Origin of the sequence: Aerococcus kribbianus, assembly GCF_026805545.1 — a bacterium.
Lineage (GTDB): Bacteria > Bacillota > Bacilli > Lactobacillales > Aerococcaceae > Aerococcus > Aerococcus kribbianus.
Map to the genome: position 1 here is coordinate 1 of NZ_JAPRFR010000004.1, position 26,671 is coordinate 26,671.

Below are 26,671 nucleotides of genomic sequence, written 5' to 3' on the forward strand. Positions count from 1 at the left end.
ATGTATTAGGCACGCCGCCAGCGTTCGTCCTGAGCCAGGATCAAACTCTCATGAAAGATTGTTTCATGAGCTTCTAGCTCATTTTATTGCTGACTTATTTATAGTAGTTCGCACTACTTTGAATTGTTTGGGTTGTTAACTTCTGTTAACTCCCTACACAAATTGGTTCGTCTTCTTTGTTCAGTTTTCAAAGGTCTATGTCGTTGCGTTTGCTGCAACTTTTACATCATATCACAAGCGATAAATACTTGTCAATAGATTTTTAAAAAATATTTTTAGAGCTTTTTGCCCTCCGTTGCTCTCTTGAAGCAACTCAATTAGTATATCAGCAAAACAATATTTTTGTCAATACATTTTTCACTTTTCTTGTTTTGTCGATAGATAAAATCATAGCAAGGACTATACTTTTTGTCAAGCTAATTTCGTTCTTCTTTAAAGTTTGTTTCAAAGTACACAGCAATTAAGGTCAATATAGTTCCTATATGCATAATAGCCAACATCATTAGGATATTAGGCCAGTAGAGACCAGCGACTGTTGCTAATAAACTGGGGAAGCCCATTGCTAAGGCAAAAAGTCCGACTGTCGCTTCAAAGTTATAGATATCAAAATGATAATAGTCTTGCATCCGTTTAAAGAAAGAGGCCATAACAAACAATCCCCCAATGCCAAAGATTAAGAAGACAGCGTGTCGACCTAATAGATAGATTAACTGTTGATTTTTCCGAAACTCGTCTTGATAAGTTTGATTTAACATAGTAGCAAAAGTCTGAGGATTTTCTAAACTATCGACTAAATTATCGGAAAAATTAGCTGTATACTGTCCTTTTGAGTTTTTGTAGGTATACCCTTCTGGCATAATCAATAACACATTTTTCGAATCACTCAATAAGGGATCAAGCACATCTGCTGAAGGTAGGAATGCTAGGGTAATTTGATTATTACTCAAGCTCTTGCTGGGATTATTTTCACTAAATTGTCCATTACTAATTTCTTGTTGACTCAAAAAGTTGAGCATTGAAGCATCAATCTCGTCTTCAATGGTTAAGATAGCTTCTTGAGCGTCAGAATTGTTAATGGGTTGAAAATGAATTGCCATTACTAAAACACCCAACAATGTCCACAAAGTAAAAACAAGACTTGAACGTAGCCAAGTCATATGAAAATGATAGTGGAAGATGGCTTGGCGACTAAAGATAGCGCGAATATAATTGATAAGAAACATTTTTACCTACTTTCCTTGCTAATCATCAGAAATGCCTTGGCTTATGCTATACTACATTATAAAAGGAGCTGATGACATTGCCAAGAAAAATTACCTTAATTGGTGCTGGGAATATGGGAGGCGCCATCCTTACTGGTCTCCTTAATAGTCAAAACTTTTCATCCCAATCAATTACTATTTCTGTACATACTGAAAGTCATGCCAAAAACTTGGAAGAAAACTTAGGCGTCACGACATATACCGATAATTGCCAAGCAGTCACAGAAGCTGACTTAGTTATCTTAGCTGTCAAACCTTATCAATTAGATGAAGTGATTACTGAAATTAAACCACATTTAAAAGCAAATTGTCTTCTTGTTTCAATTGCAACTGGCTACTCTTTGCAGCAAGCGGAAAAAGATTTGGGTTCCCAAATCAAATTTGCTCGGGTTATGCCTAACCTTCCCGCTCAAATCGGCCAAGGAGTTTCAGCACTTGCACCCAACCATAATATCAGTGCTGACGACTTAGAATTCATCCAAAGTGTATTTGCTACCATAGGCTTAGTTGAAATCATTGCTGAAACACAACTTGATGCCATCACTGGTCTCTCTGGTTCAAGTCCCGCATTAATTTTTATGATGATTGAAGCGATGGCTGATGCCGGTGTTAACAAAGGCTTAAGTCGAGATCAAGCCCTGAAGTTGGCTAGCCAGGCAGTTGCTGGTTCTGCCGCTATGATTAGTCAGGAAAATCTTCATCCTGAAGTTTTAAAGGATCGAGTATGTACCCCAGCTGGAACCACTATCGACCTTGTTCGGCAAGCAGAAAAAGATAATTTCCGCTCAACTGTTCAAGAAGCAATTATTGCTGCTATTGATAAATCATCCAGCCTCTCTTAAAACACATGGGTCAAACATTATCAGCATTCAATGAAGTTTTAGTCTTAATTGGCTTCATTTGTCAATTTATCTTGGCAATCTGGGCACAGACCATAGACTTCCAAATGGTGACCTTCAATCTGGAAATCACTCACTTGCCGAGCAAATTCTTCAATTTCAGTAAGTGGCGGGTAAAAAAGGTCAACAAGCTTACCACATTCTCGACAGCGTAGATGATAATGATGGTCAAGTGGGTAGTCATAATGAGTTGCCCCATCACTGGAAACAATCTTTTGGACCAAGCCTTGGTCAACCAACAAATTCACGTTATTATAGACCGTGGCTAAGGAAAAATCTGCAGCTTGTGGTTTTAAGTCCCTATAGATTTCTTCAACAGTCGGATGATCTTGACTAGCAATCAAATAACTGAGGACCGCTTTCCTTTGTGGAGTAATACGAATCTTCTTTTGTCGCAGCAGTTGAATGCTGTGGTCAAACTCTTGTTTAATTTTTTCATTATTTGCTTTCATAGGCCCCCCAATCTACAGCAATCCAAATCCTGTATTTTCTATTTAAATGTTAGTTTATATTCAAACTTAATTATACTCTTTTCCCTTGGCTTCTTCTAGTTGAAAACAATTTATCATTTAATTAATCATTTTGGCTGTCATATTTTTCGAATCATAGTATGATAATAGGGACAAGATATTTCGGAGGTATTAAATATGAAACTAGGCGCTCGTATGTTAAAAACCGGGATTGGTGTCGCCTTGACAATTTCAATTGCCCAATGGCTTCCTTTTGTCCAACCTGCCATGCCCGGATTGACTGCTGTTATCGGTTTACAGCAAACGCCAAAACGATCGTTGAACACTTTCTTTGATCGAATGATAGCAGCTTTTCTTGGTGGCGTTTTTGCCGTCTTTATGTATTACTTTTTCGGAAACAATCCACTCATTATCGGCATTACCATTACCCTCTTCATTGGGATTATGAATGCCCTTAAGATGACTAATGTAATTACTCTAGCTTGTATTGCTATAGTGGTTATTATGCTAGCTGACCGCGATGTCATGGTTCGTTCCGCAGTAGCCCGTGTCATCGAAAACATGTTAGGAGTATTTGTTTCCTTGATTGTTAATGTTTTTATCTTGCCGCCTAAATACGACACCATGCTCTATGAAGAAGTGAACTCAACTACAACAGAAATACTAATTCGTTTACGCGCTATTTTACGGAAAAATGGGGAATATTCTTCCCTAAGCTCAGATATTTCTTGGGCGGAAGATCGCTTAAAAAATGTCAAATCCCAATACCAACTGCTTATGGATGAACAAGTTTGGGTAAAAACCAAACGTGTTGGTTTAAAACGTAAAATTGTTGTCTTCCGCAGTTTTATTACATCATTAGAGGAAGCTTTGAATCTATTAATCATTATTCACTCCCACACCAATGATGTTTTCCAACTGCCATATGACCTACGCTTACGTATCAGAGAACGTATCGAAACCCTATGTGCTGCCCATGAACAAATCTTTTTAAAATTTGACGGGCGAATCTCTCCTGAAGAAGTTAACTTCTTCAAATCTACCATGGAATACCGGCAAAAATTGTTAGATAATATTTATTTAGAATCTCAAGTTGGTCGAGGCGCCAGTCGTGAAGATTTTGAACGGAGTAACACCTTAATGCTGATTACTTCGGCCATGATTAATTATGAAGAAGCCTTAATCCATCTTAATATGCTGGTGCGTAGCTACCGTCTCCACCACGAAGACGATGATTATCAAGCAGATAGCTTAAGTGGTCATAACCAATAAGAATAAAGCAAAAAGCTGGGATTTTCCCAGCTTTTTGCTTTATTAATACTAGTTAAAACTAGATTTTTATTGTCCTTCACCGTTTTGGTCATTAGTAGCTTGACCATTATTAGCCGGTTGTTGGTTATCAGGTGCAGGTTGTGCTGGTACTTGTTGCTGTTGCTGTGCTGCTTGTTGAGCTCGAGATTCTGCAGCTGCTTGAGCTTCAGCTTGAGCTTGTGCCTCAGCTTGCCGAGCTGCTTCCGCTTGACGGGCTGCTTCTTCTTCAGCTGCAGCTTGGGCTTCTGCTTCTGCTTGAGCTTGTGCATCAGCTTCGGCTTGGGCTTGTGATTCCGCCTCTGCTTGCGCTTGGGCTTCTGCTTCTGCCTGAGCTTGCGCCTCAGATTCGGCTTCAGCTGTTTCGCTTTCGCGAGCAGCAGATACATCTTCATTGTTACCATTGAAACCATCACTAGCATCAATATCGGTGTCTATTAAGTGTTTGTAAAGAGCTTTTTGGTAAGCATTTTGTCCATCTTCGCTCAAACCTTCTTCAGTGAAATGACTGTCATCTGTCACTGATTGTTGGAGAGAATAATAATTCCAAGACTCTTCTGTCATTTTTTCTTCTACGGTTTCTAGGTAAGCTTGATAATCCTCGTCATTACGATACTCTTCATTAACTGCCGGTTGGATCAAGAAAATAATCAAGGCCGTTGGATTTGCTTTTCTTTGTTCTTGATAAATCGTTTCTAAATTAGCTAAGTGATCTTCACTACTGATTCCTGCACTATAATCATTTTCGGAGAAAGTGGGTAAGAGAACTAGTTGTGGATTAGCTTCATTAATGTTTTGTTCACTACTTGCTTCCACTAACTGACTAGTGGTTTGCTCACTGTAATCATAGGCATGATAATTTACTGATTCAAGATTATTCTCAGTGAGTTGGTTAACAGCTTCTTCTTGGCCATTCGCTAAGGCTGCCTGGTCAACTAAAGCAGCAACATTGACTTCTTGGTCTTCACTAGCCACATAAAGTAAATAATCTAAAGCCTTAGCCTGACTACGGTCTTCTAGAAAATCAGCAACAATCTGTTCTGTATTAGACCCTTGTTTTTGCCCCCCCTTCTCAACCTGGACATCCTTAAAATTATCTGCATCATTAGTCAATTGATCTTTTTGTTTGGCGCTACTATAAAAATATGCACCGATCACTAAGATCAATGCCAAGATTATTCCTACAAAAGGCCAAATCGGTCTTTTTTTCTTTTGCATCTTTTCACTCCTTGACAAGTACAATTTACCCCTATTCTACCACACTCTTCGCTTTTTTCTGCCTATTTATAACACGGTTAGCTATTTTTTTGCCTAGCCTTGTGCTATAATTATTAAGGTTTCAGTATTAACTGACTTAGAAAGTAGGAAATGTGATGAAAAATCCCAAGGAAGGAGAATACATCACAGTCAAAAGCTATAAACATGATGGGTCTTTACATCGCACATGGCGTGATTGCATGGTCCTCAAAACCAGTGACGAGAGTATTATTGCTTGTAATGACCATACTCTAGTAACTGAGTCTGATGGTCGCCGCTGGGTCACTCGGGAACCAGCGCTCTTATACTTCCACAAGCGTTACTGGTTTAACATCGTCACCATGATTCGGCCCAAGGGAATCTCCTATTATAGTAATTTAGCCTCCCCCTTCGTCTTAGATGAAGAGGCGTTGAAATACATAGACTACGATTTAGATATCAAAGTATTCCCTGATGGCAAGAAACGCCTACTCGATGTCGACGAATATAAAGATCATCGCGCGTTAATGGGTTATTCCCCAGAGATTGATTCCATCTTAAAGGCAAACGTCAAAGAATTAGTCCGCTGGATTAATGAGGGTAAGGGCCCATTTTCACAAGCTTACGTCAATATATGGTACGAACGCTATTGTCAACTGACCTATCGACGCAAACGACACTAGCTCACTCGACTGTGGTGTCAAAAGAAAAGAACCCAGGAAAAATTTTCCTGGGTTCTTTTTTATTGAAACTAAAACTTTTGTTACATTCTCTTTTTTATTGATTCTTATCTGTGAGATAGTCACGATAAGCTTGCCATATTTTCATCTGAACTGTTGGATAGGCGTGACGACTTAAATCATAAGCGGACACCCAATCAGACTTGGTCGACTTTTGATCCAAGTCCCTAATGAAATTAGCGTCTTCTGCCTTAACATAAGCTAGATAAATAGTGATATACCATACTTGATGACTAAAGACATGTTTGACCTGTCCGATGGCTTGCTTGGCGACAACTGGGGAAAAATCATATTTTGCCTTGGTTTCAGCCACCAAATTAGTCCAGACTTCTTGGTCCTTCTTCTCTGGGTGAGAGAACAAGGGAACCGTCCATAGTTTAGCCAATAGTTGGTCTTGGTCTCGTTGTTGGATGAGAACGCGATCTTGCTGGTTTTTTATAATTAAGGCATCGTAATAGTAGACTTTAGGCTTTTTCTTTTTGGATTTCACTGGAAATGCTTCTGTTTGTCCAGTTAAAGTAGCCAAAGTATAGTCAGCTACTGGGCTCAATAGTGGCATAGCTGCCTTAGCCGTTTCAAAGGAAGACCCCAAATCCATAATGGCCTGATTGAAATCACCTGGTCGGTCTTTAGCAATTAAATAATCGCCTATAGCAAAAAATAATTTATGATGTTTACTCTTAGCTATATCAGCTGAAATCCCTAGAAGACGAGAATAAACCCGCATAGCATTGCCATCAACAGCGGCTTTAGCCTCATTAAAAGCAATGGAAGCAATGGCAGCAGCCGTATAAGGCCCAATGCCCTTTAACTGGATAATTTCATCGTAGGTTTGGGGAAATTGGCCTGCAAATTCCTTAACAACGGTCTGAGCAGCTGTTTGCATGTTACGCACCCGCGAATAATAACCTAGCCCCTCCCAAGCTTTCATCAAATCGGCTTCCTGAGCTTCGGCTAAAGATTCAATAGTAGGAAAACGCTGTAAAAAATGTTGATAATAAGGAATTACGGTATCAACTTGAGTTTGTTGGAGCATGATTTCCGATACCCAAACATGGTAAGGTGTCGGGTCCATCCGCCAAGGTAATTGACGTTTATTCTGATCATACCAGGTCAACAAATCCGCCTGAAAGTTGGCATTGGTTTGGGGGCCCCAAACTTGAACCCCTTGTATATTGGGTCCTAAGTCAAGGATAGCTGATTTCCCCAACCAATCCTCGATAACAATCGCTTGAACTTCTTCTCTTGAATCATTAGTCATTACTGTCATCCTCTATTTGTTTAAGTACTTGTGTCACTGCCTCGCCCTCAAATCCTTTAGACAGCAATAATCCCTTAACTTTATAGTGCCGTTCCTTGCTGGTTAATTTAGCGTAACGGCGCCAATAACGGTGGGCTTGTTTTTCTAAGGCTTGGTAATCTTGACTTGAATCAGCTAGTTCTTCACTCACTTGACGACTCAATTGTGCCGCTAAATCATGAGAATAGCCCTTGGACAATAAGTATGTTTGTAGCTTTTGTTGGCAATGATAAGCGGAATACTTGCCTTGTTGCTTCAAGTAATATTTTTTGGCTATTGAATAAGCATTTTCTTCTTCATTTCGATCAGAATATTCTTCAAGGGCCTGATAAATAGTCGTTTGATTTAGCCCCTTCTGCTTTAAATCACGACGAATGACTTGGGGCCCTTTTTTATTGACTCGCATAGCTGTTCGTACATAAGCCTGACCATAAGCTAGATCATTCAGTAAATCTAGTTTTTTCAAGCGTTCAAGAGCAAATTCAATAGCCACTTGCGGGTAATCTAATGAAATTAACTTATCTTTGACTTCTTTTTCGGAGCGAAGTTGCTGGCTTAAATAACGTAAACTCGACTGGTAGGCCTGGTCATTTTCTTCATAATTTTTTATCGCTTCTAGAAGATTCTGGTCAATTGTTTGCCCCTTGGTAAGGGCAAAGTGAACCAAAGTGGACTCAGATATCCCGATAGCGAAACGATTATCTACAAAGAGATTAAAACGTTCTTTATTCTTTTTTTGAACCGCAATAGCCGTTACTTGCCCAGTTTCTTGTGCTTGGTGAACTTCTTTTGATTCTGCTTTAAGTAAGGGCTTATTTCCCTTGGAAAAATTTATTTCTCTAGCATTTCCTGACGGTTGTACTTGCTTGGTTTTGGTATTCTTTCCCGTTTCAATTTCAGATAAACGCATGGGTTCTTTTGCCATTTTGACACCACCTTCGACATGTTAGTATAGCATAATTTTGGATTTATTTCGTTTGAGAGCTTTACATTGAGGCTAGCCAAACGTTTGTATAGGTGTAAGCAGACCGGTCAGCTTGCAGAAAAATAGGGAGGTCCTACAATGAAACAATTTAACTCTGCCAAACTACAAATTATATCTCATGACACTGACAATGATAAAGATATCACTTTAACACTCAATCAACTTGCTGCGGATGCCAAAGATGAGGATGTCGCAACTATTCAAACTGCCTTAGCAGGTATTATCCAAGATCCTATCAGCAATGTGACTGCTATTGAACACTACGATTATTTATAATTAGAGGGGGATAATCCATGGAAAAAAGTACCGTTTTTGAATTACAATTCTTAACTGCCGACAACAAAAACAAAACGATTACTATTCGTAATCCTAAAGCTAATATCACCAGTGATCAAGCTCAAACAACCTTAAATATGATTGCTAATAACCAAGCATTTAAAGATGAAGATGGTCGTATCCTCTATCAAAAAGCCAAAGCCGGACGCTATGTTAGTCGTCAAGTTGACCTTATTTATAGTGCAGAATAAGCTTAATTAATAAAAATAAGCAGGTAGCTCTTCCATGTCAGAAAGAGCTACCTGTTTTTTGTTATTAAAGTTCAATTTCCATATGTAGGGTTCCATCTACGGAAGCTACGATTTCTTCGAGGGTTCCTAAGCTAATGTTTTGTTGCTTTGATTCCACACGTGAGATATAACTTTGCTTGCGACCAGATATTTCTGCGAGTTGTGCCTGTGACAAATTCTTTTCCTGACGAATTTTCAATAAAATTGCTGAAGCTTTTTCAGTTGCTTGTTGTCTAGCCATCTCTCTTTGGCTGCTCGATAATCCTTCCATCATGCAAGTAACTCCCTTCCTTTTCACCATAAATATGGCTACAACTATAGTGGCATCTTCCCTAAAAAGCATATTAAAATTGATTTTTCTGCTCTCTATTAATTTTATTATATCACTTTTTTTAGAATTTGCTAGCGCTTACACTTGGTTTTTTTAAATTCTTTAAAAATTATTATATTATTTATAAAATTGATATATTCATCTAATAATAATGCCACATGATGTTATACTAAAGGAAAAAGGAGTGGTATATATGGGACTATTTTCTGGAATAATGGGCAATGCCTCACAAATGAATTTAGAAGATGCCAAAAAAGAACTCAACCAAATTTTAATTCCTAATGAAACTGTGGAATTAGCCTATAAATTAATTAGAGACAAGGTAATCTTCACTAGCCATCGTTTGATTATTATTGATATTCAAGGAGTTGGTAAAAAGCAAGAATATCAATCCATCCCCTATCGTTCAATTTCTCGATTCACGGTAGAAACTGCCGGAAACTTTGACTTAGATAGTGAACTAGATATCTACATCTCCGCAGCTCAAGAGCCCGTAGCTGCTTTAGAATTCCAAGGCAAGGACACTATCTATGAAGTCCAACAAGCCCTCGCCCAAGCCGTCTTATAAAATAATGGCCCGACAAGAGCCGCAAAGAACAGAAATTTTGGATCAAAAATTTTTCACAAAAAGCAAAGGAAGCTAGACCTGAAGTCCAGCTTCCTTTTTGCCTCTATAATTCTACTCCACACGAATGGTCATCCCCGGACTAATATAAGGTTCGCTCATACCATTTAAAGCCATTATCTCTTCTAAGGTCATGCCATGATTGATAGCAATCCGATACAAATTATCGCCACTTTGCACGGTATAAGTCTCCGTACCTTGGCTTTGACTCTCTTCTTGGTTTTCTAAGTCAGGGGCCTGGCTCGACTCCTCACTAGCTGAATGACTTTCTTGATCCGCGCTATCGCTTTCAGAAGCTTGACTAGAACTTGTCGAACTTCTATTTTGACTATTAGCTCCTTCCCGCTCAGCATATTGGGACTCTAGATCCCCAACACTAGGCCATTTTATCCCATCAGTAGTATCAGAAACTTGTTCTGGTGCCAGAGATGACACTTGCGCCTTAAAGGGGCCTTTTTCACTCGTAACTTTTTCTTCTCCTGAGATGGCTACTGCGGAATAAGACGATTTCCCTTGTGATGATTGTTCTTTTGCAGACAAACCTAAGGGATTTCCTTCTTCTCCATTAATACCAAACGGCAAAGTCAATAAAAAAAGCAAAATAACTCCTAAAACTGCGGTCAAGAACTTCAGTGGTGTAGAAAGTTGTTGCCATCCTGATTGAATTTTTCCACCAACCGGCTGCCACCACTTACTTATTTTATTTTTTATTTTTTGATAGTCTTCTTTCATTGTCTCTCCACCCATTTTTCTAAGACTTGATTTTATTTAATTATATCAAAACCCATTAAAAAAGCTAGAGCCTACAAGCTCTAGCCAAAATTGATTTATTTTAATCCACATAGCCTTGGGGATTCTTTTCTTGCCAATTCCAAGCATCACGGCACATGTCTTCTAAATTGTACTGAGCTTGCCAACCCAATAACTCTTTGGCATAAGAGGCATCAGCATAACAAGTAGCTACGTCTCCTGGACGTCGATCAGTAATTTGATAAGGAATTTCAATAGTATTAGCCTTTTGGAAATAATTAACCAAATCTAATACTGAATATCCTTGGCCAGTTCCTAGGTTAACCTTTTCTACCCCTTTATGAGTCATTGCATAAGCAATTGCTGCCACATGTCCCTTAGCTAGGTCAACAACATGGATATAGTCACGAACGCCTGTACCATCTGGAGTATCGTAATCATCACCAAAAATGGACAAGTGATCCCGTTTACCTATAGCAACTTGGGTAATATAAGGCATAATGTTGTTAGGAATTCCTTGGGGATCTTCTCCAATTAACCCAGAGGGATGGGCTCCAATAGGATTGAAATAACGCAATAACATAATAGCCCAATCATTATCAGAAACAAATAAGTCTTGTAAAATTTGCTCATTCATCACTTTAGTATAGCCGTAGGGGTTAGTTGCTGAAGTTGGTAGGTCCTCAGTTAAAGGCGATTGATTATCCATACCATAAACTGTAGCACTAGAAGAAAAAACAATATTTTTAACTGCAAATTCCTTCATTACTTGTAGAACAGTCAATAAACCTGTCAAATTATTGTGATAATAATCCAGAGGTTTAGCTACAGATTCCCCAACTGCTTTAAAGGCAGCAAAGTGAATAACAGCTTCAATTGTTTCTTGTTGAAAGACTTCTCGCAGATCATCCTTGTCAAGAACATTTAACTCATAGAATGTTGGTCGTTTACCTGTAATTTCCTTGATGCGATCTAATACTAAGGGTTTACTGTTAGAGTAGTCGTCCACTGCAACGACATCATAGCCTTCATTTAATAGTTCAACAATGGTATGGGAACCAATAAAACCAGTTCCACCTGTTACTAAAATAGCCATACAATCACTCCACTCCTTCTTCTTATTAGTCTAATCCTAACATAAAACATAGCCTAGAAAACTTAAAAAGCCCTAAAGATTTAGGACTTTCCTTATTCAATCATCATATTAAAGAAGTCGAGATTATAGTAATAGATCGCCTTACGCGTAAATTTTAGTTTCCCTTCTTGGGTCAAATCACGAACAACTTTACCTGCTGTTTCACGAGTAGTTCCCGACACAATCGCCAACTCATTAATAGTTAAGGGATACTGAATTATCTCCCCTTCAGCCACAGGACGAGCCATATCATATTTCCACAGACCCAACATATGCTCAACTCTTTCCTTGGCAGAAGAAATTGCGGTGACTTGGATGCGTTTCTCTAAAAAAGTTACCGTTTGGGCAGTTTTCTTAAACATATATAGCATTTGGTCAGGATTATTGCGGATCAGTTTCTCCATTAACTTGATAGGAATCAACAAAATATCAATATCCGTGGCAGCATAACAATTATACATATAACCTTCATCATTGTATAAGCTCGTATAAGGAAAAAAGGAATGACTTGAAACATAGTCCACATAGAGCAGGTCACCAGAACTATCGGATCGTTCAAGTTTCACTAAACCCTTTAATAAATAATAGACGAAAATTTTGGGGTCGGATTGGAAAAATAAAATTTGCCCTTTACGGTATTGATGAATTACCGCATTGTTTTCAATTTCATTTAGTTCTTCAGGACTGAAGTGTATGAAAAATTCTTCATTTTGCATATACTCCATGTAGAATTCTAAATCACGATTAACCAAAACACTTATTCCTTTCTCTACAAGACTAATGGTAACTTCTCTATAGGTCTACTTGTAGCCCCAGTAAAGTTAACATCTCACACAATAAGGACTTATAAATATTATCAATCTGCTGGCTAGTCATTTGCTTTACTAGCAGCTCTTCATACGCCTTATAGAGTGAAATCACATAGTCAGCAATAATACTCGGCTCAAAATTAGCCACAGCCTGCCTGATTTGATATGGATATGATAAAGCCAAGTGAGCAAACTGCCATTGTTCATGAGTAATGACAGCTCCTGTTTCTCTTTCCTTAGTGCGCATAGATGACACTTGTTCAACACTTTGTAGGATATCTAAAATATTTTCTTCTTCGCTGAAAACTAAGTCATTGGTATTAAGATCAAAAGGCTCTAAACGATCATTTTTTAAACTTTCAAAGGTAACCAGGTTTACGGCTAAACGTACGGCTTCATCATCACCTAAAGTTGGATCTAATTTCTTTAAACGCCAGGCGACCTTGTCGAAGAGCCGACGCACTGAAATGACCTCACCATGACTATTAATTAAGCGACGACCCTTGTAAGAATTAAATCCCAAGGCTAAATGATCGATGCTATCAGACCAATCATAGCCCAGCATGCTTAAAATACCCTTCAGTTGATCAAAATGAGTGGCTTGTTCATTACCAACAATGTACAGATTATAATCAGCAGCGAAGTCACGCTGACGTTCAATAGCCGCAGCCAAGTCCCTAGTTAGATACAGACTATCATTCTCACGGGTCTGAATGAGCGCAGCAGGAATTCCTGATTCAATCGGAAAAGTCACTGTTAAAGCGTCCAAATCCCGTTTGGTAATCCCCGAATCTACCAAAGCCTGTCGTAATGCCACCGTTTCCTCATTATAGGCTGACTCACCCTTAATTGATTCAAAACTAACTCCCATCAAATCATAGAGTTCCGCAAATTGTTGATAAGAACGCTCGCAAAGTTCCTTCCAAATAACCTCTATTTCTGAGTCATGGTGACTAAGGCGATTAAAAACAACAGCTGCTTTGGTATCTAAATCCGGATTAAACTCTGACTCTTCATAAAAACGATTCTGTAAATCAACAAAAGCAACATTAGGGTTGGCGCAATCATCAGGCAAGCCCCAAGTTTCATAAGCAAGAATCAATCGGGCAAAGCGAATACCCCAATCGCCTAAATGGTTGATACGAAAAGCCTGCTGACCCATCTTGTTTAAAAGCAAGAAAAGGGATTGGCCAATAGTTGTTGACCGCAAGTGAGTCAAGGTCATCGTCTTGCCTAAGTTAGGACTAGACATATCGATAGTATAAGTTTCTTGGTCTTGATAATTATAGTAAGGCCAGTCAGATCCTTCTGCCATCTTATTAAGTTGATCTAAGGCGTCTTGCCGTGATAGCGACAAGTAAATCTGATCACCAACCAATACCACTGTTGCAAATTGGTCAGATAAGTTCTTCTCTAATTCGGAAACAATGCTAGTTTCATCAAGATCAGAATGATTAGCCATAAGCCGATTTAGATCTAACTTATAATCAGCAGTATCTGAATTAGCACACCAAGTCAAAGCACAATCAACTCTTGCTTGACTAAAGTAATCCAACCGATCAGATTGGAGCGCCTGGTAAACACTATGAACAATATCCATGTGTAAAGTTCTCTCCTCTCACACTTCACCCTAAATGTTATCGTTTTTATAAGACTTTGTAAATCTTTTTATTGGGTAACTATACAATATAAAATACATTGTCTTATTAATTCCTTAAAAACGATATAAAAAACAGGAGGCACAATTTCATCGTGCCTCCTGCCAAACAACTATACTTTAATTATTTAGTAATAATTGTTCCGGCACCAGATTCAATCAATTGCTCTAGATTTTCTAGGGAAGTAATGACTGCTTCAGAACCTGGATTTTCTTCAGCGAATTTTATGGTTGCTTCAACCTTAGGCAACATAGAGCCTGGTGCAAATTGATCTTGACTGATGTATTCTTTCATTTCTTCAACAGTCACTTTTTCCAAACGTGTTTGGTCAGCTTTGTTGAAGTTAACATAAACATAGTCCACACCAGTTAGAACGATAAACATATCAGCATCCAAGTCAGCTGCTAATTTTTGAGAAGCGAAGTCTTTATCGATAACAGCTTCTACACCTGTTAGTTTGCCGTCTTCTTCGATAACTGGCACACCGCCACCACCGCCGGCAACAACAACATGACCTGATTCAACTAAAGTCTTGATTGCTTCAATTTCTTTGATAGCGACTGGTTTTGGTGAAGCCACAACCTTACGCCATCCACGACCAGCATCTTCAACGAAGGTGGCATCAGATTTTTCCATTTCAGCTTTAGCTTCTTCTTCACTATAGAAAGGTCCGATTGGTTTGCTTAAGTTAGTAAATGCTTGATCATTTTTATCAACAACCACTTGCGTAACAACTGAAGCAACTGATTTATCAATGTTTAAATCATGCAAAGCGTTTTGTAGAGCGTTTTGCAACCAATAACCAATAGATCCTTCTGTCATTGCCACCAATGAATCTAATTCAAAAGCAGGGTTTTTCTCAGAATCAGCAGCAATATTTTGTAGTAATAAGTTACCAACTTGTGGCCCGTTCCCGTGAGTGATGATTAGATCATCACCGTTTTGAATCAATTTCACTAAGAACTCAGCCGTTTGTTTTAAGGCATCTTTTTGTGCTTGAGCGGTTGGGTTATCTGATAAAATAGCATTTCCACCGAGCGCTACTACAATTTTACGATTTGCCATATTATTACCTCCATTACATTTGAGTTATATCAATTGTTCCCGTAAATATTGCAAAAATTGACAAGAAAGCTAATAAAATTAATATTATCACACCGATCCACTCTGGTTTAGTGAATACTTTTTTATTACCTGCTTCACGTTGAGCTACTACATATAACGCTATAAACGGCGCAAATAATAAACTAGTTAATAATATATAATCCATTCCTGACGCCCAAATAGCAAATACCATATACAATGAGGATACTATACCTAAAGTTATATTCTTTCCTTGACTTACTTCTCCAGGCAACTTAACCTGTGCCATAGAAATAAATAAGTAAGTAACTAACATTGTACTTGAAGCTAAAATTGCTGTGAAATTATAGGCACTAGCATTAATAAGGAGTGAGAAGAAGAAAATTTGCACAAGTATATCACTTACCAATAATGCATTAACAGGAGCTCCATATTTATTCTCTTTTGCAAGAAACTTAGGGAAAATAGAGTCTTTTGTTCCTTGATAAAGAATCTCACCAGCAAACATTGTACAAGCAAACCAGGTACCAATAGCAGAAATAATAACTCCCAAATTAATTAGAATAGCGCCCCATGAACCAACAACACTTTCTAAAACACCCGCCATAGCTGGTTTTTCTAAAGAAGCTAGTTCCGGTTGCGTTAAAATACCATAGCTCAATACTGTCGCTAGCAAGTAAACTGAAGTCAATATTAAGAAACTCAGAATTGTAGCTTGTCTTACCACTGATTTAGATTTTGCCCGTCCAGAATAAGTAACTGCTCCATCAACACCAACAAATACCCAAACAGTTGCAATTAAACTTCCCTTTAATTGAGGTGCGACTTCTGAAACGTTAAATCCTTGTGATGCAGCTCCCCAAAAGTCAGTAGTAAAAACTCCAAAATCAAAAGCTAAAATAATAGTAATAATGAATATAGCAACTGGAATTAATTTTGCGACAGTTATAAAATTATTTATTTTTGATGCAAAATCTGAGCCTTTTGTAATAACGTAATGCATCAACCATAATAAAACAGAAGCACAAATTACAGCATATATATTTTGTCCATCACCAAAAATCGGGAAAAAATATGCTAACGAACTCATTGCTAAAGTTCCTAAAGCTACATTACCTAGAAAAATTGAAAACCAAAAACCTACAGCACTAATAAAACCTACAAATCTCCCAAAAGCTTTATCGGGGAAACTATAAATACCTGCATCTAGTTCTGGATATTGAAATGTTAAATTTTGTAAACAAAAAACAAATGTAGCCATCCCTATTCCAGATATTAGCAAAGCAATGGTGGAAGGACCAGCTGCTGAAATCTGAGCCATATCTGACATAAGGTTAAAAATACCGCCGCCCAGTACTGAGCTAACTGTCAGGGCTGTTAAACCAACCAATCCAACTTTATTTTGTCCAGAATTATTTGACATACTCTCACTTCCTTTTATCTTTCTTCTTTACCCACATGTTCTGATGAACTTAAATACAATAAATTCTCATATTCCATTTCAAACGAGAGAATATCTCCGATTTTTAAATTGTCCCTATTTTCAGTTATATCAACTATTGTATGATCACTACTACCACCTATTACCTTTAAACCTTCCTGTTGAGGAATTAATTTAGTCATTTCTCCTACATCTTGGCGTCCAAGTGCTAATAAAGCACGTTTTCTAATACCTATATCAGTATAAGTAGGTTTATTACCAAACGCATCAACTGCAATAGTTCCTATTGGATAACTAGGTTTTTCTTTAATTTCTATAATTTCAGCTTCAACAATAAAGGCATCGCCGTATAATCCATCAAATGTATAATCATTATATTCTTCAACATCTCGAAGTAAAAGATTGTTTCCAATTCTTAAATGATTAATTCCATCAGGCATATTATTATTTAAAACTAAAGGAAGACTAGTGCTAGCACCTCCAGAGACCCAATCCAAAGATCTATTTATAATTTTTTCAATATTTTTAGATAAAGTCACTAATTTAGTTAAATTCGTAGTATCTGGTTGAATTGAACCATAACATCCTAAGTTTGTTCCTATTCCTTTTAAATATAAATGTTCACAATCTTCTACATATTTTGCTGCTTCAAATAAATCTTCTTCATTAAAAAAGCCTTCACGTAAATCTCCCAAATCACACATTAGTAGAACATCATGCTTAATTCCTTTGGATGAACAAAGTTTCTCTAGTTCTTCTAAAACAGCCATTTCAGAATTGAGACTACAATCAGCCCATTCAACTAGTTCTTCTAATTCACTCAACATCGGTATTCTTAAATCTAATGTATATATATCAGGATACTCTTCTTTTATTTTTTTTAATTGTGGTAGTCTAGAGGATGCTAAGGAAATCAAGCCTCCTTTTACAAAAGAATCGATCACACTACCATTTCCATTAGCGCCCTTTACTACCCCTGTTAAATGAATACCAGATTTATCTAATACATCTTTCATACAACGTGCGTTATTTTCAAGTTTATTACTATCAATTATTAACTTTGGAAATTCTCCCACAATTCTCACTTCCTTATAAAAACCGAATACTAATAACAGTCTTTATGTATTTCTGTTAGTAGTATTCGGTCCAATTAATGATAAATACTCTAATTTTTTACTATTTTACATTATTATACTTTTGGAATAAATAGGTTACCGTTTGTAGCTGCCATGATTGCTTTGATTGAGTGCATACGGTTTTCAGCTTCTTCAAATTGACGCGCATGTTTTTCATCACGGAACACTTCGTCAGTAACTTCCATTTCTTTTACACCAAAGCGTTCGTTCATTTCAGCTCCATATTTAGTTTCAGTATCGTGGAAAGCTGGTAGACAGTGCATGAAGATGTAGTCACCTTCAATTAAGTCTGTCAATTCTTTATTGATTTGGTAAGGTTTCAATAAATTGATACGTTCTTCAAATTTATCTTCTTCACCCATTGATACCCAAACGTCAGTATAAAGAACATCTGCATCTTTAACTGCAGACTTGATATCTGAAGTAACTGTCACAGTTGATCCTGATTCTTTAGCAAATTTTTCAGCATAATCGACTACTGATTGTTCTGGGAATAGTTCTTCTGGAGAAGCAACAGTAATGCTTACACCTAACATTGAACCAGCAACTAATAAACTGTTAGCCATGTTGTTACGGCCGTCACCACAGTAAACAAGTTTTTTACCTTTTAATTCACCAAATTCTTCTTTAATGGTCATGAAGTCAGCAATCATTTGCGTTGGATGCCATTCGTCTGTTAAACCATTCCAAACAGGAACGCCTGAATATTTAGCTAAGGCTTCCACATCTTCTTGTTTGAAACCACGGAATTCGATACCGTCAAACATTGAACCAAATACTTTAGCAGAGTCTTCTACAGATTCTTTTTTACCTAATTGGATGTCGTTAGCACCCATGAATTCAGGATTTGCTCCCAAGTCGTTACATGCTACAGTGAATGCAGAACGCGTACGAGTTGAAGATTTTTCGAAAAGCAATACGATGTTTTGACCTTTTAAGTATTCGTGAGGAATATTACGTTTTTTAAGGTCTTTCAAATGAATACTGAAGTCGATTAGGTATTCTAATTCTTCTGGTGTAAAGTCTACTTCTTTTAACAAACTACGTCCTTGGAACATTTTATGCTTCACTCCTATTTTTTATTTGCTTGGGTTACTATTAGATATCTTCACGTTGTAAAGGCATACTCATGCAACGTGGGCCACCACGACCGCGAACTAATTCACTTCCGCGAACCTTGATTAATTTCAAGCCAGCTTCAGCTAAGATCTTGTTAGTTACAGTGTTACGGTCATAAACAACTACCACACCTGGTGCAATTGTTAGAGTATTTGAACCATCGTTCCATTGTTCACGAGCAGCTGCAACTGGGTCACCGCCACCACAACGGATTAATTGTACTTTTTCTTGGCCAAGTGCTTCAGCTAAGATGTTTTCTAGTTTATCTTCAGTTTCTTCAATGTTAACTGTTCCATCACCGTTTGGAGTAATATCCCAAACTTTCAATCCGCCTTCGATTTCTGGGTGGATTGTGAATTTATCATAGTCAACCATTGTAAATACTGTATCTAAGTGCATGAATTTACGGTTTTCGCCAATTAAGAAGGCTAAAACATGTTTGAATTCAGTTTCTTCGAATAGACGACCAGCTAGTTTTTCAATTGAACGGGCATCAGTACGTTGAGAAATACCAACAGCTAAGACATCTTTAGAAAGAACTAATTCGTCTCCACCTTCAATACGAGTTGATTCTTCACGGTTATAAAAGCGGTCTACTTGACCATTTCCGTATTCTGGATGGTGATCAAAGATGTATTTACCATATAATGTTTCACGGTTACGTGTGTCAGAATACATATGGTTCAATGTTACGCCATTGTACATTGTTGCAAATGGGTCACGTGTGAAGTAAAGGTTTGGCATTGGATCAACGATGAATGGGTAGTCAGTTTCATATAAATCAGATAATGATTTTCCACCTTCTACTTCGATTTCTGTTTTACGGAAACCTTCCATTGTTTTCAATACCATTTCATAAGTATCATCCATTGCTAGCAAGTAGTCTTTCAATGCTTTCAACATTGCTTCAGATTGAACACCTGTTTCAGCTAACCATTCGTCAACAAAGGCTTCCTTTACATCAGCGGCATCAATTGCTTCAGCAACTAATTTTTCAAGATAAAGCACTTCTATGCCATTTTCACGTAGCGCATCGGCAAAAGCATCGTGTTCAGCTTGCGCATCTTCCAAATATGGAATGTCATCAAACAACAAACGTTCCAAGAAGTCTGGCACTAAGTTTTCTAATTCTTTACCAGGTCTATGCAACAATACTTTCTTAAGTGGGCCAATTTCAGATTTCACATGAATTGGGCGTGTAATTTCAGACATTACAATTCCTACCTTTCTTAAAACTTCTTAGTTTTTTATTACATTTTCATTATACCAAGCCTAGAAAACGCTATCACGAAATTGGCGACACCCAAAATGAGAAATTCATCACATTTATTAAAAACGTAGTGATAAACAAGATAATCCTCCATCAATTTTTCTAAATTCTGAAGTATCAACAGTTAATACCTCATAGCCTAAATTTTCAATCTTACTTTGAACATTTGGATATCCTTCGGGTACAATAACTTTATCATTAACCCAAATGCAGTTTGCTCCGTAAGCTTCATTTAATTCAACTTCTACTTTATTGAACTTATCAAAAGCTTCTTTATTTTTAAACTCTCCGGCAACCAATAAATTATTATTTTCTAAATAGGCTAAACCCGTTTTCAAATGGAGCATTTCATCCAAACTTACAGTTTCTCCTGAAAGACCGTACTTCTCAAGGATAGAAATCATTTGATTAGCTCCTTCTTGATTAGTACGTTCTGATAAGCCAATATAATAGTGATCTCCCACCATCATAATGTCTCCAGCTTCAATTGTTCCCGGTTCTTCAATCTTTTCAATATTCTCATAAAATTTTGATAACGCTTGATGCATATCTTCTAATTGCGCCTCTTCTCTTCGGCTTTCAGCGCCTGGTCTTGTAATAATAGCGCATTTACTTGTACATAACGCCACATCTTCAACAAAACAAGAGTCTGGGAACTCTTCTTTTGGTTCCAATACAGTAACTTCCACTCCACATTTAGTAAGAGCACTTACATAATTTTCATGTTGAACTAATGCTACCTCATAAATAGGTTTCCCTTCATGTGCACTTGTGATTCCTTCAGAGATACTTTTACTTGGTACTCGAACAATAACATTATTAAACATAAATACCCCTCTTTCTAAAATTATATAATCTATTAATTTTATAAAACTAAAGATTCAAAATCTCTCATGTAAATATTGATTTTAGTTATTAAAATCAAAAACGTAATGATAAACAAGTCAGACTTCCGTCTATCTTTTTAAATTCATCAGTATTTACTACTTCTACCGGATAACCAAGAGACTTTATATAATTTAAAGTCTTAGGATAACCTTCCGGAACCATAACAGTACCATTTATAAATAAACTATTAATGGCATATAATTCATCTTTTTCAACAACATAGCGATTAAAATCCTTAAATTCTGAAGCTTTATTCATTTCTGAGCTCAATAACATATTATTATCATCTAAATATATAACAAAGTCTTTTAAATGAAGCCCTTCAGTGACTGGAACTGTGGAAGATGTAAAACCATACTTCGAAACAAACTCATTAAATTGTTTTGCGCCTTCATCATTAGTCCGTTCTGATAATCCCACATAAAAATGATTATCAACTTGAAGAACATCTCCTCCTTCCATAGTACCCGGGTATTCTATATAGTATATATCTTTGTTATCGAAATAGTTTTTAAGAGTTGGCTCTATTTCAACCTTTTCACCATTACGACTCTCTTTAGGTGAATTAGTTATAATCGCAAATTTATCAGTAACCACGGCTGGATCTTCTACGAAGCATGAATCAGGAAACTCTTCCAATGGTTCTAATACTAGAACTTCTAAACCCAATTTTTCTAATATTTTTACATATTGTCCATGTTGTTTCAAACCATCCTCATATTTAGGATTTTCACTAGAAAACATACCAGTTGTAATACCTTCTACCATTGATTTTGATGGTTTTCTAACAATTCCATTAGTAAATTCTACCATTATTGTAATCCCCCTTAATATTTTACAACCACTATAACTAGCTAATCCTTCCTATTTCTCTCCTTTCATATTACTACTTACCAATAGAATCAATAACTATGTTACTAAACCAAATCACAATATTGGATACGCTTTCATTATACAATTAAATTCTTTTTATGTCAGCTCTTTTCAATCTATTTTAATACTATTGTGACATATTATTTATGATATTACTTTCATCTTAATAATTACACTCTAGATAATTATCAATTCAATTATTGATTGCAATAGAAAAACTTACTGATCAATTAAATTAATGAAAATATTTAATTAATCAAGTTTTAATCCACTTAGTATTAGTTATAATTCTTCAATATTAAACATTAATATTTACGAACTGTATATTACAAAAATAATAGTATTATTGCTTTAATTAAAAAAACCAACAACTCTAATTAAAGTTATCGGTTTAATTATTTAGATTAAAACAGAACAAAACTAATTTAGTAAAAATGCCTTTATAATTTTCACCCTAAGCAATAGTTGCTTCTTTATTTTCAATATTAATTATTTCTGCTTCAGCTTGAACGCCTAAATGTTCAGCCAATAAACTTTGTAATTGAGTTTGCGCTTCTTGGGCCCGTTGCGCTTGTTGAGCATTAATAGCTTCAATAACAATAACAGCTTGTTGGCTTTCTTCAGTGATCATTGTTCGTTCAGCTTCCCGCCAATTAAAACACCGGCACACTGCTCCCTGGTCATCATAGTAGCAGATTTCCCCTTCTAAGGCTGCAGCACTCTCCTCAGCACCTAATGGCCAGAAATCTTCGCCACCTTGAGCAAGGCCCAGGTGCATGTCTCCAGTAATTTTACTGGTATCTTCTGCTCCAATGGGAACGCCATTAGCCATAGAGGCTACATTATATAAGTCCACCAAAGGATTAATTGGGCGTACGATATTCCCTTTTTGTACCCTTTTTAAGAGGGCTTCGATAGAGGACCGCGCACCTTTTTTGGTTTTAAATTTTTGGAAAGCTTGTCGCCACTGAGCAATGACTTCGTTTTGGCTGATGGGTTCATCAGGTACAAATTTTTCACCAGCCTTGGCTGCTTGTTTCAACAAATTAGCCATGACCGCATCCTTCTCATCAGAAATTTCGTTATTTAAATCATTTACCCTCAATAAGTAAATTTCTGCTTGCGGAAAAAGGTCCCAAAACTCATTATCAACAATTAATTTTGTCATGTAATCACCCCTTAACTTTTTTATTATTTTATCATAAGTAAGATAAAAAACTAAGGAGAAAATAGGCTAGACTCGCCATCATCCTACTATTAGTCTGTCTCTCTTTTAACTAAAACGACTTGCCCGCCCAATACTACCAAGATTAGGCCTAAAGCGACAGAATAGGTCAGGGTATTTTCTATCATCGGTAATCATCATTCTATTAAGACTTCTTTGCTTGAAAAACTAAAGCTTATCGAGCCAATTATTATTAGTTATTTCTTAAACATTTAACAATTCACCTAATAATATATTTTTAGCTTGCCTAAATCATTCAGGGACATTACACTATTATTTGGGAGGAGATATTATGTCGAATTTATCTACCAAAGATTTGGTAATGATTGCAATGGCAACCGCCGTTATTGTAGCAGCATCCATGTTTATTTTAATTCCCGTGCCTGCAACTCATGGTTTTGTTACCATTGTTGACGCTGGAATTTACTTAATTGCGATGGCATTTGGTCCCTTAGCCGGCTTATTGGTCGGTGGCTTATCTGGTTTTCTTATAGACATCTTATCAGGCGCTGCTAATTGGGCATTATTTTCTGCTATTATCCACGGTATTCAAGGTTTTCTTTTTGCTAAACTCTATTTAAAACAACAAAAAGTTATCGCTTATCTTGCTTCAAGTATTTTTATGGTATTAGGCTATGCCCTAGCCACTGTCTTCATGTTTGATTGGTATGCAGGGGTGGCCTCTATTCCAGCCAACTGCATTCAAATTGTATTTTCCATTTTATTAACGGAATTACTGGGCAAACGCTTCGTAGCTAGCCTTAAATAAAAAGGGGGTAACAAAAGTCGTTAAGAACAGAAGCCTTGGACCAAAACACGAAAGATGGCAAACAGCCATCTAAGAGATTTTGGGAAAGGCAGTCTGTTCTGACTTTTGGAACCCAACTAGGAGATTAATGTTCATATATCACAAAGAGGCTGGAACTTTTATCCCAGCCTCACTTTTTTTCGATAGTTTTAATCAAGAATCACTTGCCAATTAGGATCTGCATAGGCAGAGAAACACATGTCAATTTGTTCTTTAGTTGTTTTGTGGACAGATAGAGGTGGTAGGTCATCCTGAGTGAAAAATTGGGCAGCTAAAGTTTCTGAATTGGCTTGGAATTGCCCACCATGATCATGACATAGAGCAAATATCTTAACAATTTCAAAAGCATAAATCCCAGCATTACGCTTGTTACGGTCTTCTAAAGCAATCACCCGATCAACACTCACATCACGACCAGCCTCTTCTTTACTTTCTTTAATTAAGTTCTCTTTTACGGTTTGATTGACATCTACCCAACCACCTGGTAATGCCCATAATCCGTCAGCTTCTTGAACTAATAGAATTTTATCATCCTTGATAATAGCTGCACGAGAATCAAGTTTTGGTGTCTGATAACCTGTTTCACTAGCAAATAAACCCGTAACCTTGTCTGTATTCATCCCCGTTTTCTCTGCTAGCATATCCACACTAATCTGGCGAATCCGTTCAAAACGTTCTACATCAAATTTATTGGTCGTATAATGTAAACCAGCTTGAGCTAAAGCTTGTAACTCAATGGCCCAATCCAACCATAATTCTTTTTCTTCCATATTCTAATCAAGACTCCTATTGTTTAGAAATTGTCGCGTTGTTTACGGTAGTGGATAAAATCTTCTAATGACTGGGCCTGTAAGAAAACATTATAAGTTTTTTCCTCTCCAAGCGTCGTTGGTAGGGTCGGCTGTCCTTGATCTAAGTGATCTTGGGCTCTTTTTATCGCCTTTTCTAATTCAGCCTGGTCGCCTAAGATTGTTTGAGCAAATTTTAGGTTAGTCATGGTATATTCATGGCCAGCATACAAGCGAACACTGTCCGCCAAGGCATTAAATTTCTTCATTCCTTGATAGGCTGCCTGGTAATCTTGAGTGAAGACACGCCCACAACCACCTGCAAACAAGGCATCGCCAGCAAATAAAACATCTCCAGATAAATAAACAATATGTTCTTGGGTATGACCTGCTGCCTTGAAGACTTGATAATCAGTTTTTAATACAGGCACTGTGTCTCCCTCTGCGACTACCTTATCAACTTGTTCAGCAACTTCACTTGGTCCAATCACTTGAACATTAGGGTAAGCGGTGCGTAAATCAGCCACCCCATCAACATGGTCAGAGTGCCCATGGGTCAATAAAATATAAGCTAGGTCAACATCTTCCTTAGCTAGGAAATCGAGAACCCCTTGTGATTCACCAGGATCCACAATAACCGCTTGCCCATCCTCGATATAAGTCCAGATATAGTTATCCGCTAAGGCGGGAATTGCCGTAATCATTTCAATCCACTCCTTTTCTTATCCTTAGTTTACCATTTTGAGCAGGAAATGAAAAAAGATGCCATTACCCCTCTTTCTATCTTGCTTTGTAATCATCTTAGGAAGTTACTTATTAATCAAACGACTAAAAAAGAGCCAGACCTATTCAATCTCACAATTGAAAATGATCTGACTCTCAAAATTAGCTACTTTCAAGGTTAATTTGTTAAACCGTTATTATAAAAAATCTTAATTATTCTTAGTTGGCATCAACAGTTAAAATTAATTTTCCTATATTCTTACTGGCTTCCATATAATCATGAGCCTCTTTCGCATCTTTTAATGGAAAAACCTTATCGATAATCGGTTTAATTTCTTTCTGAGCTAAGAGTTGGCCAACTCGTGCTTGGAAGTCAGCGACCAGATTGGCCTTATACTGGTAACTGCGAGGACTGAGTAAGGTTCCTGTGATTTGGAGTCGTTTCCCCATTATATCGCGAAGATTGACTTGGTCAACTTTCACACCACCTAAGGTACCAATCAAGACTAAACGGCCATCGACTCCCAGACTATCAATATTTTTTTGCCAATAAGAAGCGCCAATAAAGTCTAAAACCAGATTAACACCTTTTCCTTCAGTGATTTTTTCAATTTCTTCAGCAAAATCAGCTTCCTTATAATTAATAACATAATCGGCACCCAATTCACGACAGAAGTCCAATTTTTCTTGGGAACCCGCTGTAACAATCACTTGGGCGTCTGCAACTTGTTTAGCGAGTTGGATAGCCGCTGTTCCCACTCCAGAAGCACCGGCATGAATTAATACACACTCATCAGTAGATAGTTTACCAATTGTAAATAAGGTCTGAAAAGCGGTTAAAAAAACCTCAGGAATAGCAGCTGCTTCAATAAAAGTCCAGTCTTCAGGAATTTCCATAGCCCAGTCATCAGGGATAATCGCATAGTCGCTATATGATCCTGTAGTTGTTAAACCAAAAACTCGACTTCCCGGTTTAAATTTACTCTTTACGCCAGCTTCTGCTACAACACCGGCCGTTTCCACACCTAAGGCAGGAAAGTTGCCGGTGCCTAGTTGGCGGTGAACGGTGTCTAGGCGGTTAACACCAGTAGCCTTCACCCGAACTAATAAGTCATGGTCCCCGATACTAGGGCGATCAACTTCAGTTAAATGGAGCTGATCTGACGCCCCAGCTTCTTTTACTTGTATGGCTTGCATAAAATTCTCCTCTCAGTCATTTAAAGTTTTCTACTATCCCAAGTGT

28 protein-coding genes are annotated in these 26,671 nt (G+C 37.3%); 7 read left to right on the plus strand and 21 right to left on the minus strand.

Annotation, left to right across the window (positions count from 1 at the left end):
* Positions 1–416 precede the first annotated feature (416 nt).
* Positions 417–1,223, minus strand: coding sequence for a hypothetical protein (locus tag OW157_RS07035; protein WP_268752743.1), 807 nt, complete (start codon positions 1,221–1,223; stop codon positions 417–419).
* Between the two features lie 77 nt (positions 1,224–1,300).
* Between OW157_RS07035 and proC the strand changes: the two genes are divergently transcribed.
* Positions 1,301–2,104 (plus strand): pyrroline-5-carboxylate reductase, encoded by an 804-nt coding sequence (gene proC / locus OW157_RS07040; RefSeq protein WP_268752742.1) that lies wholly within the window; start codon positions 1,301–1,303, stop codon positions 2,102–2,104.
* 44 nt (positions 2,105–2,148) lie between these two features.
* On the opposite strand, the gene OW157_RS07045 is transcribed toward proC, so the two are convergent.
* Positions 2,149–2,613 carry a Fur family transcriptional regulator gene (locus OW157_RS07045; RefSeq protein WP_268752741.1) on the minus strand — a complete coding sequence of 155 codons (465 nt, stop codon included), beginning with the start codon at positions 2,611–2,613 and terminating at the stop codon, positions 2,149–2,151.
* 195 nt (positions 2,614–2,808) lie between these two features.
* Here OW157_RS07045 and OW157_RS07050 point away from each other — a divergent pair, with 195 nt between their 5' ends.
* Entirely contained in the window at positions 2,809–3,903 is a 1,095-nt protein-coding gene (locus OW157_RS07050; protein WP_268752740.1) for an FUSC family protein, read from the plus strand.
* Between the two features lie 66 nt (positions 3,904–3,969).
* On the opposite strand, the gene OW157_RS07055 is transcribed toward OW157_RS07050, so the two are convergent.
* Positions 3,970–5,157, minus strand: coding sequence for a hypothetical protein (locus OW157_RS07055; protein WP_268752739.1), 1,188 nt, complete (start codon positions 5,155–5,157; stop codon positions 3,970–3,972).
* Positions 5,158–5,312: 155 nt separating this feature from the next.
* Between OW157_RS07055 and ntdP the strand changes: the two genes are divergently transcribed.
* Entirely contained in the window at positions 5,313–5,858 is a 546-nt protein-coding gene (ntdP, locus tag OW157_RS07060; RefSeq protein ID WP_268752738.1) for a nucleoside tri-diphosphate phosphatase, read from the plus strand.
* A gap of 94 nt (positions 5,859–5,952) precedes the next feature.
* Here the strand turns inward: ntdP and mutY are convergent, their stop codons facing one another.
* Together mutY and OW157_RS07070 are read right to left on the minus strand one after the other, a co-directional pair.
* Positions 5,953–7,176: an A/G-specific adenine glycosylase gene (mutY, locus tag OW157_RS07065; protein WP_268752737.1), complete on the minus strand. Its 1,224-nt coding sequence runs from the start codon at positions 7,174–7,176 to the stop codon at positions 5,953–5,955.
* Entirely contained in the window at positions 7,169–8,140 is a 972-nt protein-coding gene (locus OW157_RS07070; RefSeq protein WP_268752736.1) for a RecX family transcriptional regulator, read from the minus strand. The genes mutY and OW157_RS07070 overlap by 8 nt, the downstream gene beginning before the upstream one ends.
* Before the next feature lie 138 nt (positions 8,141–8,278).
* On the opposite strand from OW157_RS07070, the gene OW157_RS07075 reads away from it, so the two are divergent.
* Both OW157_RS07075 and OW157_RS07080 read left to right on the plus strand, forming a co-directional pair.
* Positions 8,279–8,476 carry a DUF1659 domain-containing protein gene (locus OW157_RS07075; RefSeq protein WP_268752735.1) on the plus strand — a complete coding sequence of 66 codons (198 nt, stop codon included), beginning with the start codon at positions 8,279–8,281 and terminating at the stop codon, positions 8,474–8,476.
* A gap of 17 nt (positions 8,477–8,493) precedes the next feature.
* Complete coding sequence (locus tag OW157_RS07080) at positions 8,494–8,727, plus strand: DUF2922 domain-containing protein (RefSeq protein WP_268752734.1); 234 nt, start codon at positions 8,494–8,496, stop codon at positions 8,725–8,727.
* A 64-nt stretch (positions 8,728–8,791) separates the two neighbouring features.
* Here OW157_RS07080 and OW157_RS07085 read toward each other — a convergent pair whose 3' ends face one another.
* On the minus strand, positions 8,792–9,040 hold the full coding sequence (locus OW157_RS07085) for a helix-turn-helix domain-containing protein (RefSeq protein WP_268752733.1): 249 nt from the start codon (positions 9,038–9,040) through the stop codon (positions 8,792–8,794).
* Between the two features lie 250 nt (positions 9,041–9,290).
* On the opposite strand from OW157_RS07085, the gene OW157_RS07090 reads away from it, so the two are divergent.
* On the plus strand, positions 9,291–9,665 hold the full coding sequence (locus OW157_RS07090; protein ID WP_268752732.1) for a PH domain-containing protein: 375 nt from the start codon (positions 9,291–9,293) through the stop codon (positions 9,663–9,665).
* Between the two features lie 111 nt (positions 9,666–9,776).
* Here OW157_RS07090 and OW157_RS07095 read toward each other — a convergent pair whose 3' ends face one another.
* From OW157_RS07095 to OW157_RS07150, 12 genes are all read right to left on the minus strand, one after another.
* On the minus strand, positions 9,777–10,454 hold the full coding sequence (locus tag OW157_RS07095; protein ID WP_268752731.1) for a LysM peptidoglycan-binding domain-containing protein: 678 nt from the start codon (positions 10,452–10,454) through the stop codon (positions 9,777–9,779).
* A 100-nt stretch (positions 10,455–10,554) separates the two neighbouring features.
* Positions 10,555–11,568 carry a UDP-glucose 4-epimerase GalE gene (gene galE, locus OW157_RS07100; RefSeq protein WP_268752730.1) on the minus strand — a complete coding sequence of 338 codons (1,014 nt, stop codon included), beginning with the start codon at positions 11,566–11,568 and terminating at the stop codon, positions 10,555–10,557.
* Positions 11,569–11,660: 92 nt separating this feature from the next.
* Positions 11,661–12,359 (minus strand): Crp/Fnr family transcriptional regulator, encoded by a 699-nt coding sequence (locus OW157_RS07105; RefSeq protein ID WP_268752729.1) that lies wholly within the window; start codon positions 12,357–12,359, stop codon positions 11,661–11,663.
* Between the two features lie 40 nt (positions 12,360–12,399).
* A complete protein-coding gene (gene argS / locus OW157_RS07110) occupies positions 12,400–14,016 on the minus strand; it encodes an arginine--tRNA ligase domain-containing protein (RefSeq protein ID WP_268752728.1) in 1,617 nt (538 codons plus the stop codon).
* A 181-nt stretch (positions 14,017–14,197) separates the two neighbouring features.
* Entirely contained in the window at positions 14,198–15,139 is a 942-nt protein-coding gene (arcC, locus tag OW157_RS07115) for a carbamate kinase (RefSeq protein WP_268752727.1), read from the minus strand.
* A 13-nt stretch (positions 15,140–15,152) separates the two neighbouring features.
* Positions 15,153–16,580: a basic amino acid/polyamine antiporter gene (locus tag OW157_RS07120; protein ID WP_268752726.1), complete on the minus strand. Its 1,428-nt coding sequence runs from the start codon at positions 16,578–16,580 to the stop codon at positions 15,153–15,155.
* Positions 16,581–16,594: 14 nt separating this feature from the next.
* Positions 16,595–17,674, minus strand: coding sequence for an alanine/ornithine racemase family PLP-dependent enzyme (locus tag OW157_RS07125; RefSeq protein ID WP_268752725.1), 1,080 nt, complete (start codon positions 17,672–17,674; stop codon positions 16,595–16,597).
* Between the two features lie 113 nt (positions 17,675–17,787).
* Positions 17,788–18,792 carry an ornithine carbamoyltransferase gene (gene argF / locus OW157_RS07130; RefSeq protein WP_268752724.1) on the minus strand — a complete coding sequence of 335 codons (1,005 nt, stop codon included), beginning with the start codon at positions 18,790–18,792 and terminating at the stop codon, positions 17,788–17,790.
* A gap of 40 nt (positions 18,793–18,832) precedes the next feature.
* Positions 18,833–20,065, minus strand: coding sequence for an arginine deiminase (gene arcA / locus OW157_RS07135; protein ID WP_268752723.1), 1,233 nt, complete (start codon positions 20,063–20,065; stop codon positions 18,833–18,835).
* Between the two features lie 117 nt (positions 20,066–20,182).
* A complete protein-coding gene (locus tag OW157_RS07140; RefSeq protein WP_268752722.1) occupies positions 20,183–20,950 on the minus strand; it encodes a dimethylarginine dimethylaminohydrolase family protein in 768 nt (255 codons plus the stop codon).
* A gap of 94 nt (positions 20,951–21,044) precedes the next feature.
* A complete protein-coding gene (locus OW157_RS07145; RefSeq protein ID WP_268752721.1) occupies positions 21,045–21,824 on the minus strand; it encodes a dimethylarginine dimethylaminohydrolase family protein in 780 nt (259 codons plus the stop codon).
* A 514-nt stretch (positions 21,825–22,338) separates the two neighbouring features.
* Complete coding sequence (locus OW157_RS07150; protein ID WP_268752720.1) at positions 22,339–23,052, minus strand: B3/B4 domain-containing protein; 714 nt, start codon at positions 23,050–23,052, stop codon at positions 22,339–22,341.
* A 349-nt stretch (positions 23,053–23,401) separates the two neighbouring features.
* Here OW157_RS07150 and OW157_RS07155 point away from each other — a divergent pair, with 349 nt between their 5' ends.
* Positions 23,402–23,878, plus strand: a complete 477-nt coding sequence (locus OW157_RS07155; protein WP_268752719.1) for an ECF transporter S component — start codon at positions 23,402–23,404, stop codon at positions 23,876–23,878.
* Between the two features lie 188 nt (positions 23,879–24,066).
* Here the strand turns inward: OW157_RS07155 and OW157_RS07160 are convergent, their stop codons facing one another.
* The 3 genes from OW157_RS07160 to OW157_RS07170 all read right to left on the minus strand — a co-directional run bounded on the left by OW157_RS07160 (position 24,067) and on the right by OW157_RS07170 (position 26,625).
* Positions 24,067–24,687: an NUDIX hydrolase N-terminal domain-containing protein gene (locus tag OW157_RS07160; protein WP_268752718.1), complete on the minus strand. Its 621-nt coding sequence runs from the start codon at positions 24,685–24,687 to the stop codon at positions 24,067–24,069.
* A gap of 23 nt (positions 24,688–24,710) precedes the next feature.
* Positions 24,711–25,409 carry a hydroxyacylglutathione hydrolase gene (gloB, locus tag OW157_RS07165; RefSeq protein WP_268752717.1) on the minus strand — a complete coding sequence of 233 codons (699 nt, stop codon included), beginning with the start codon at positions 25,407–25,409 and terminating at the stop codon, positions 24,711–24,713.
* Positions 25,410–25,647: 238 nt separating this feature from the next.
* Complete coding sequence (locus tag OW157_RS07170; protein ID WP_268752716.1) at positions 25,648–26,625, minus strand: NAD(P)H-quinone oxidoreductase; 978 nt, start codon at positions 26,623–26,625, stop codon at positions 25,648–25,650.
* Positions 26,626–26,671 lie beyond the last annotated feature (46 nt).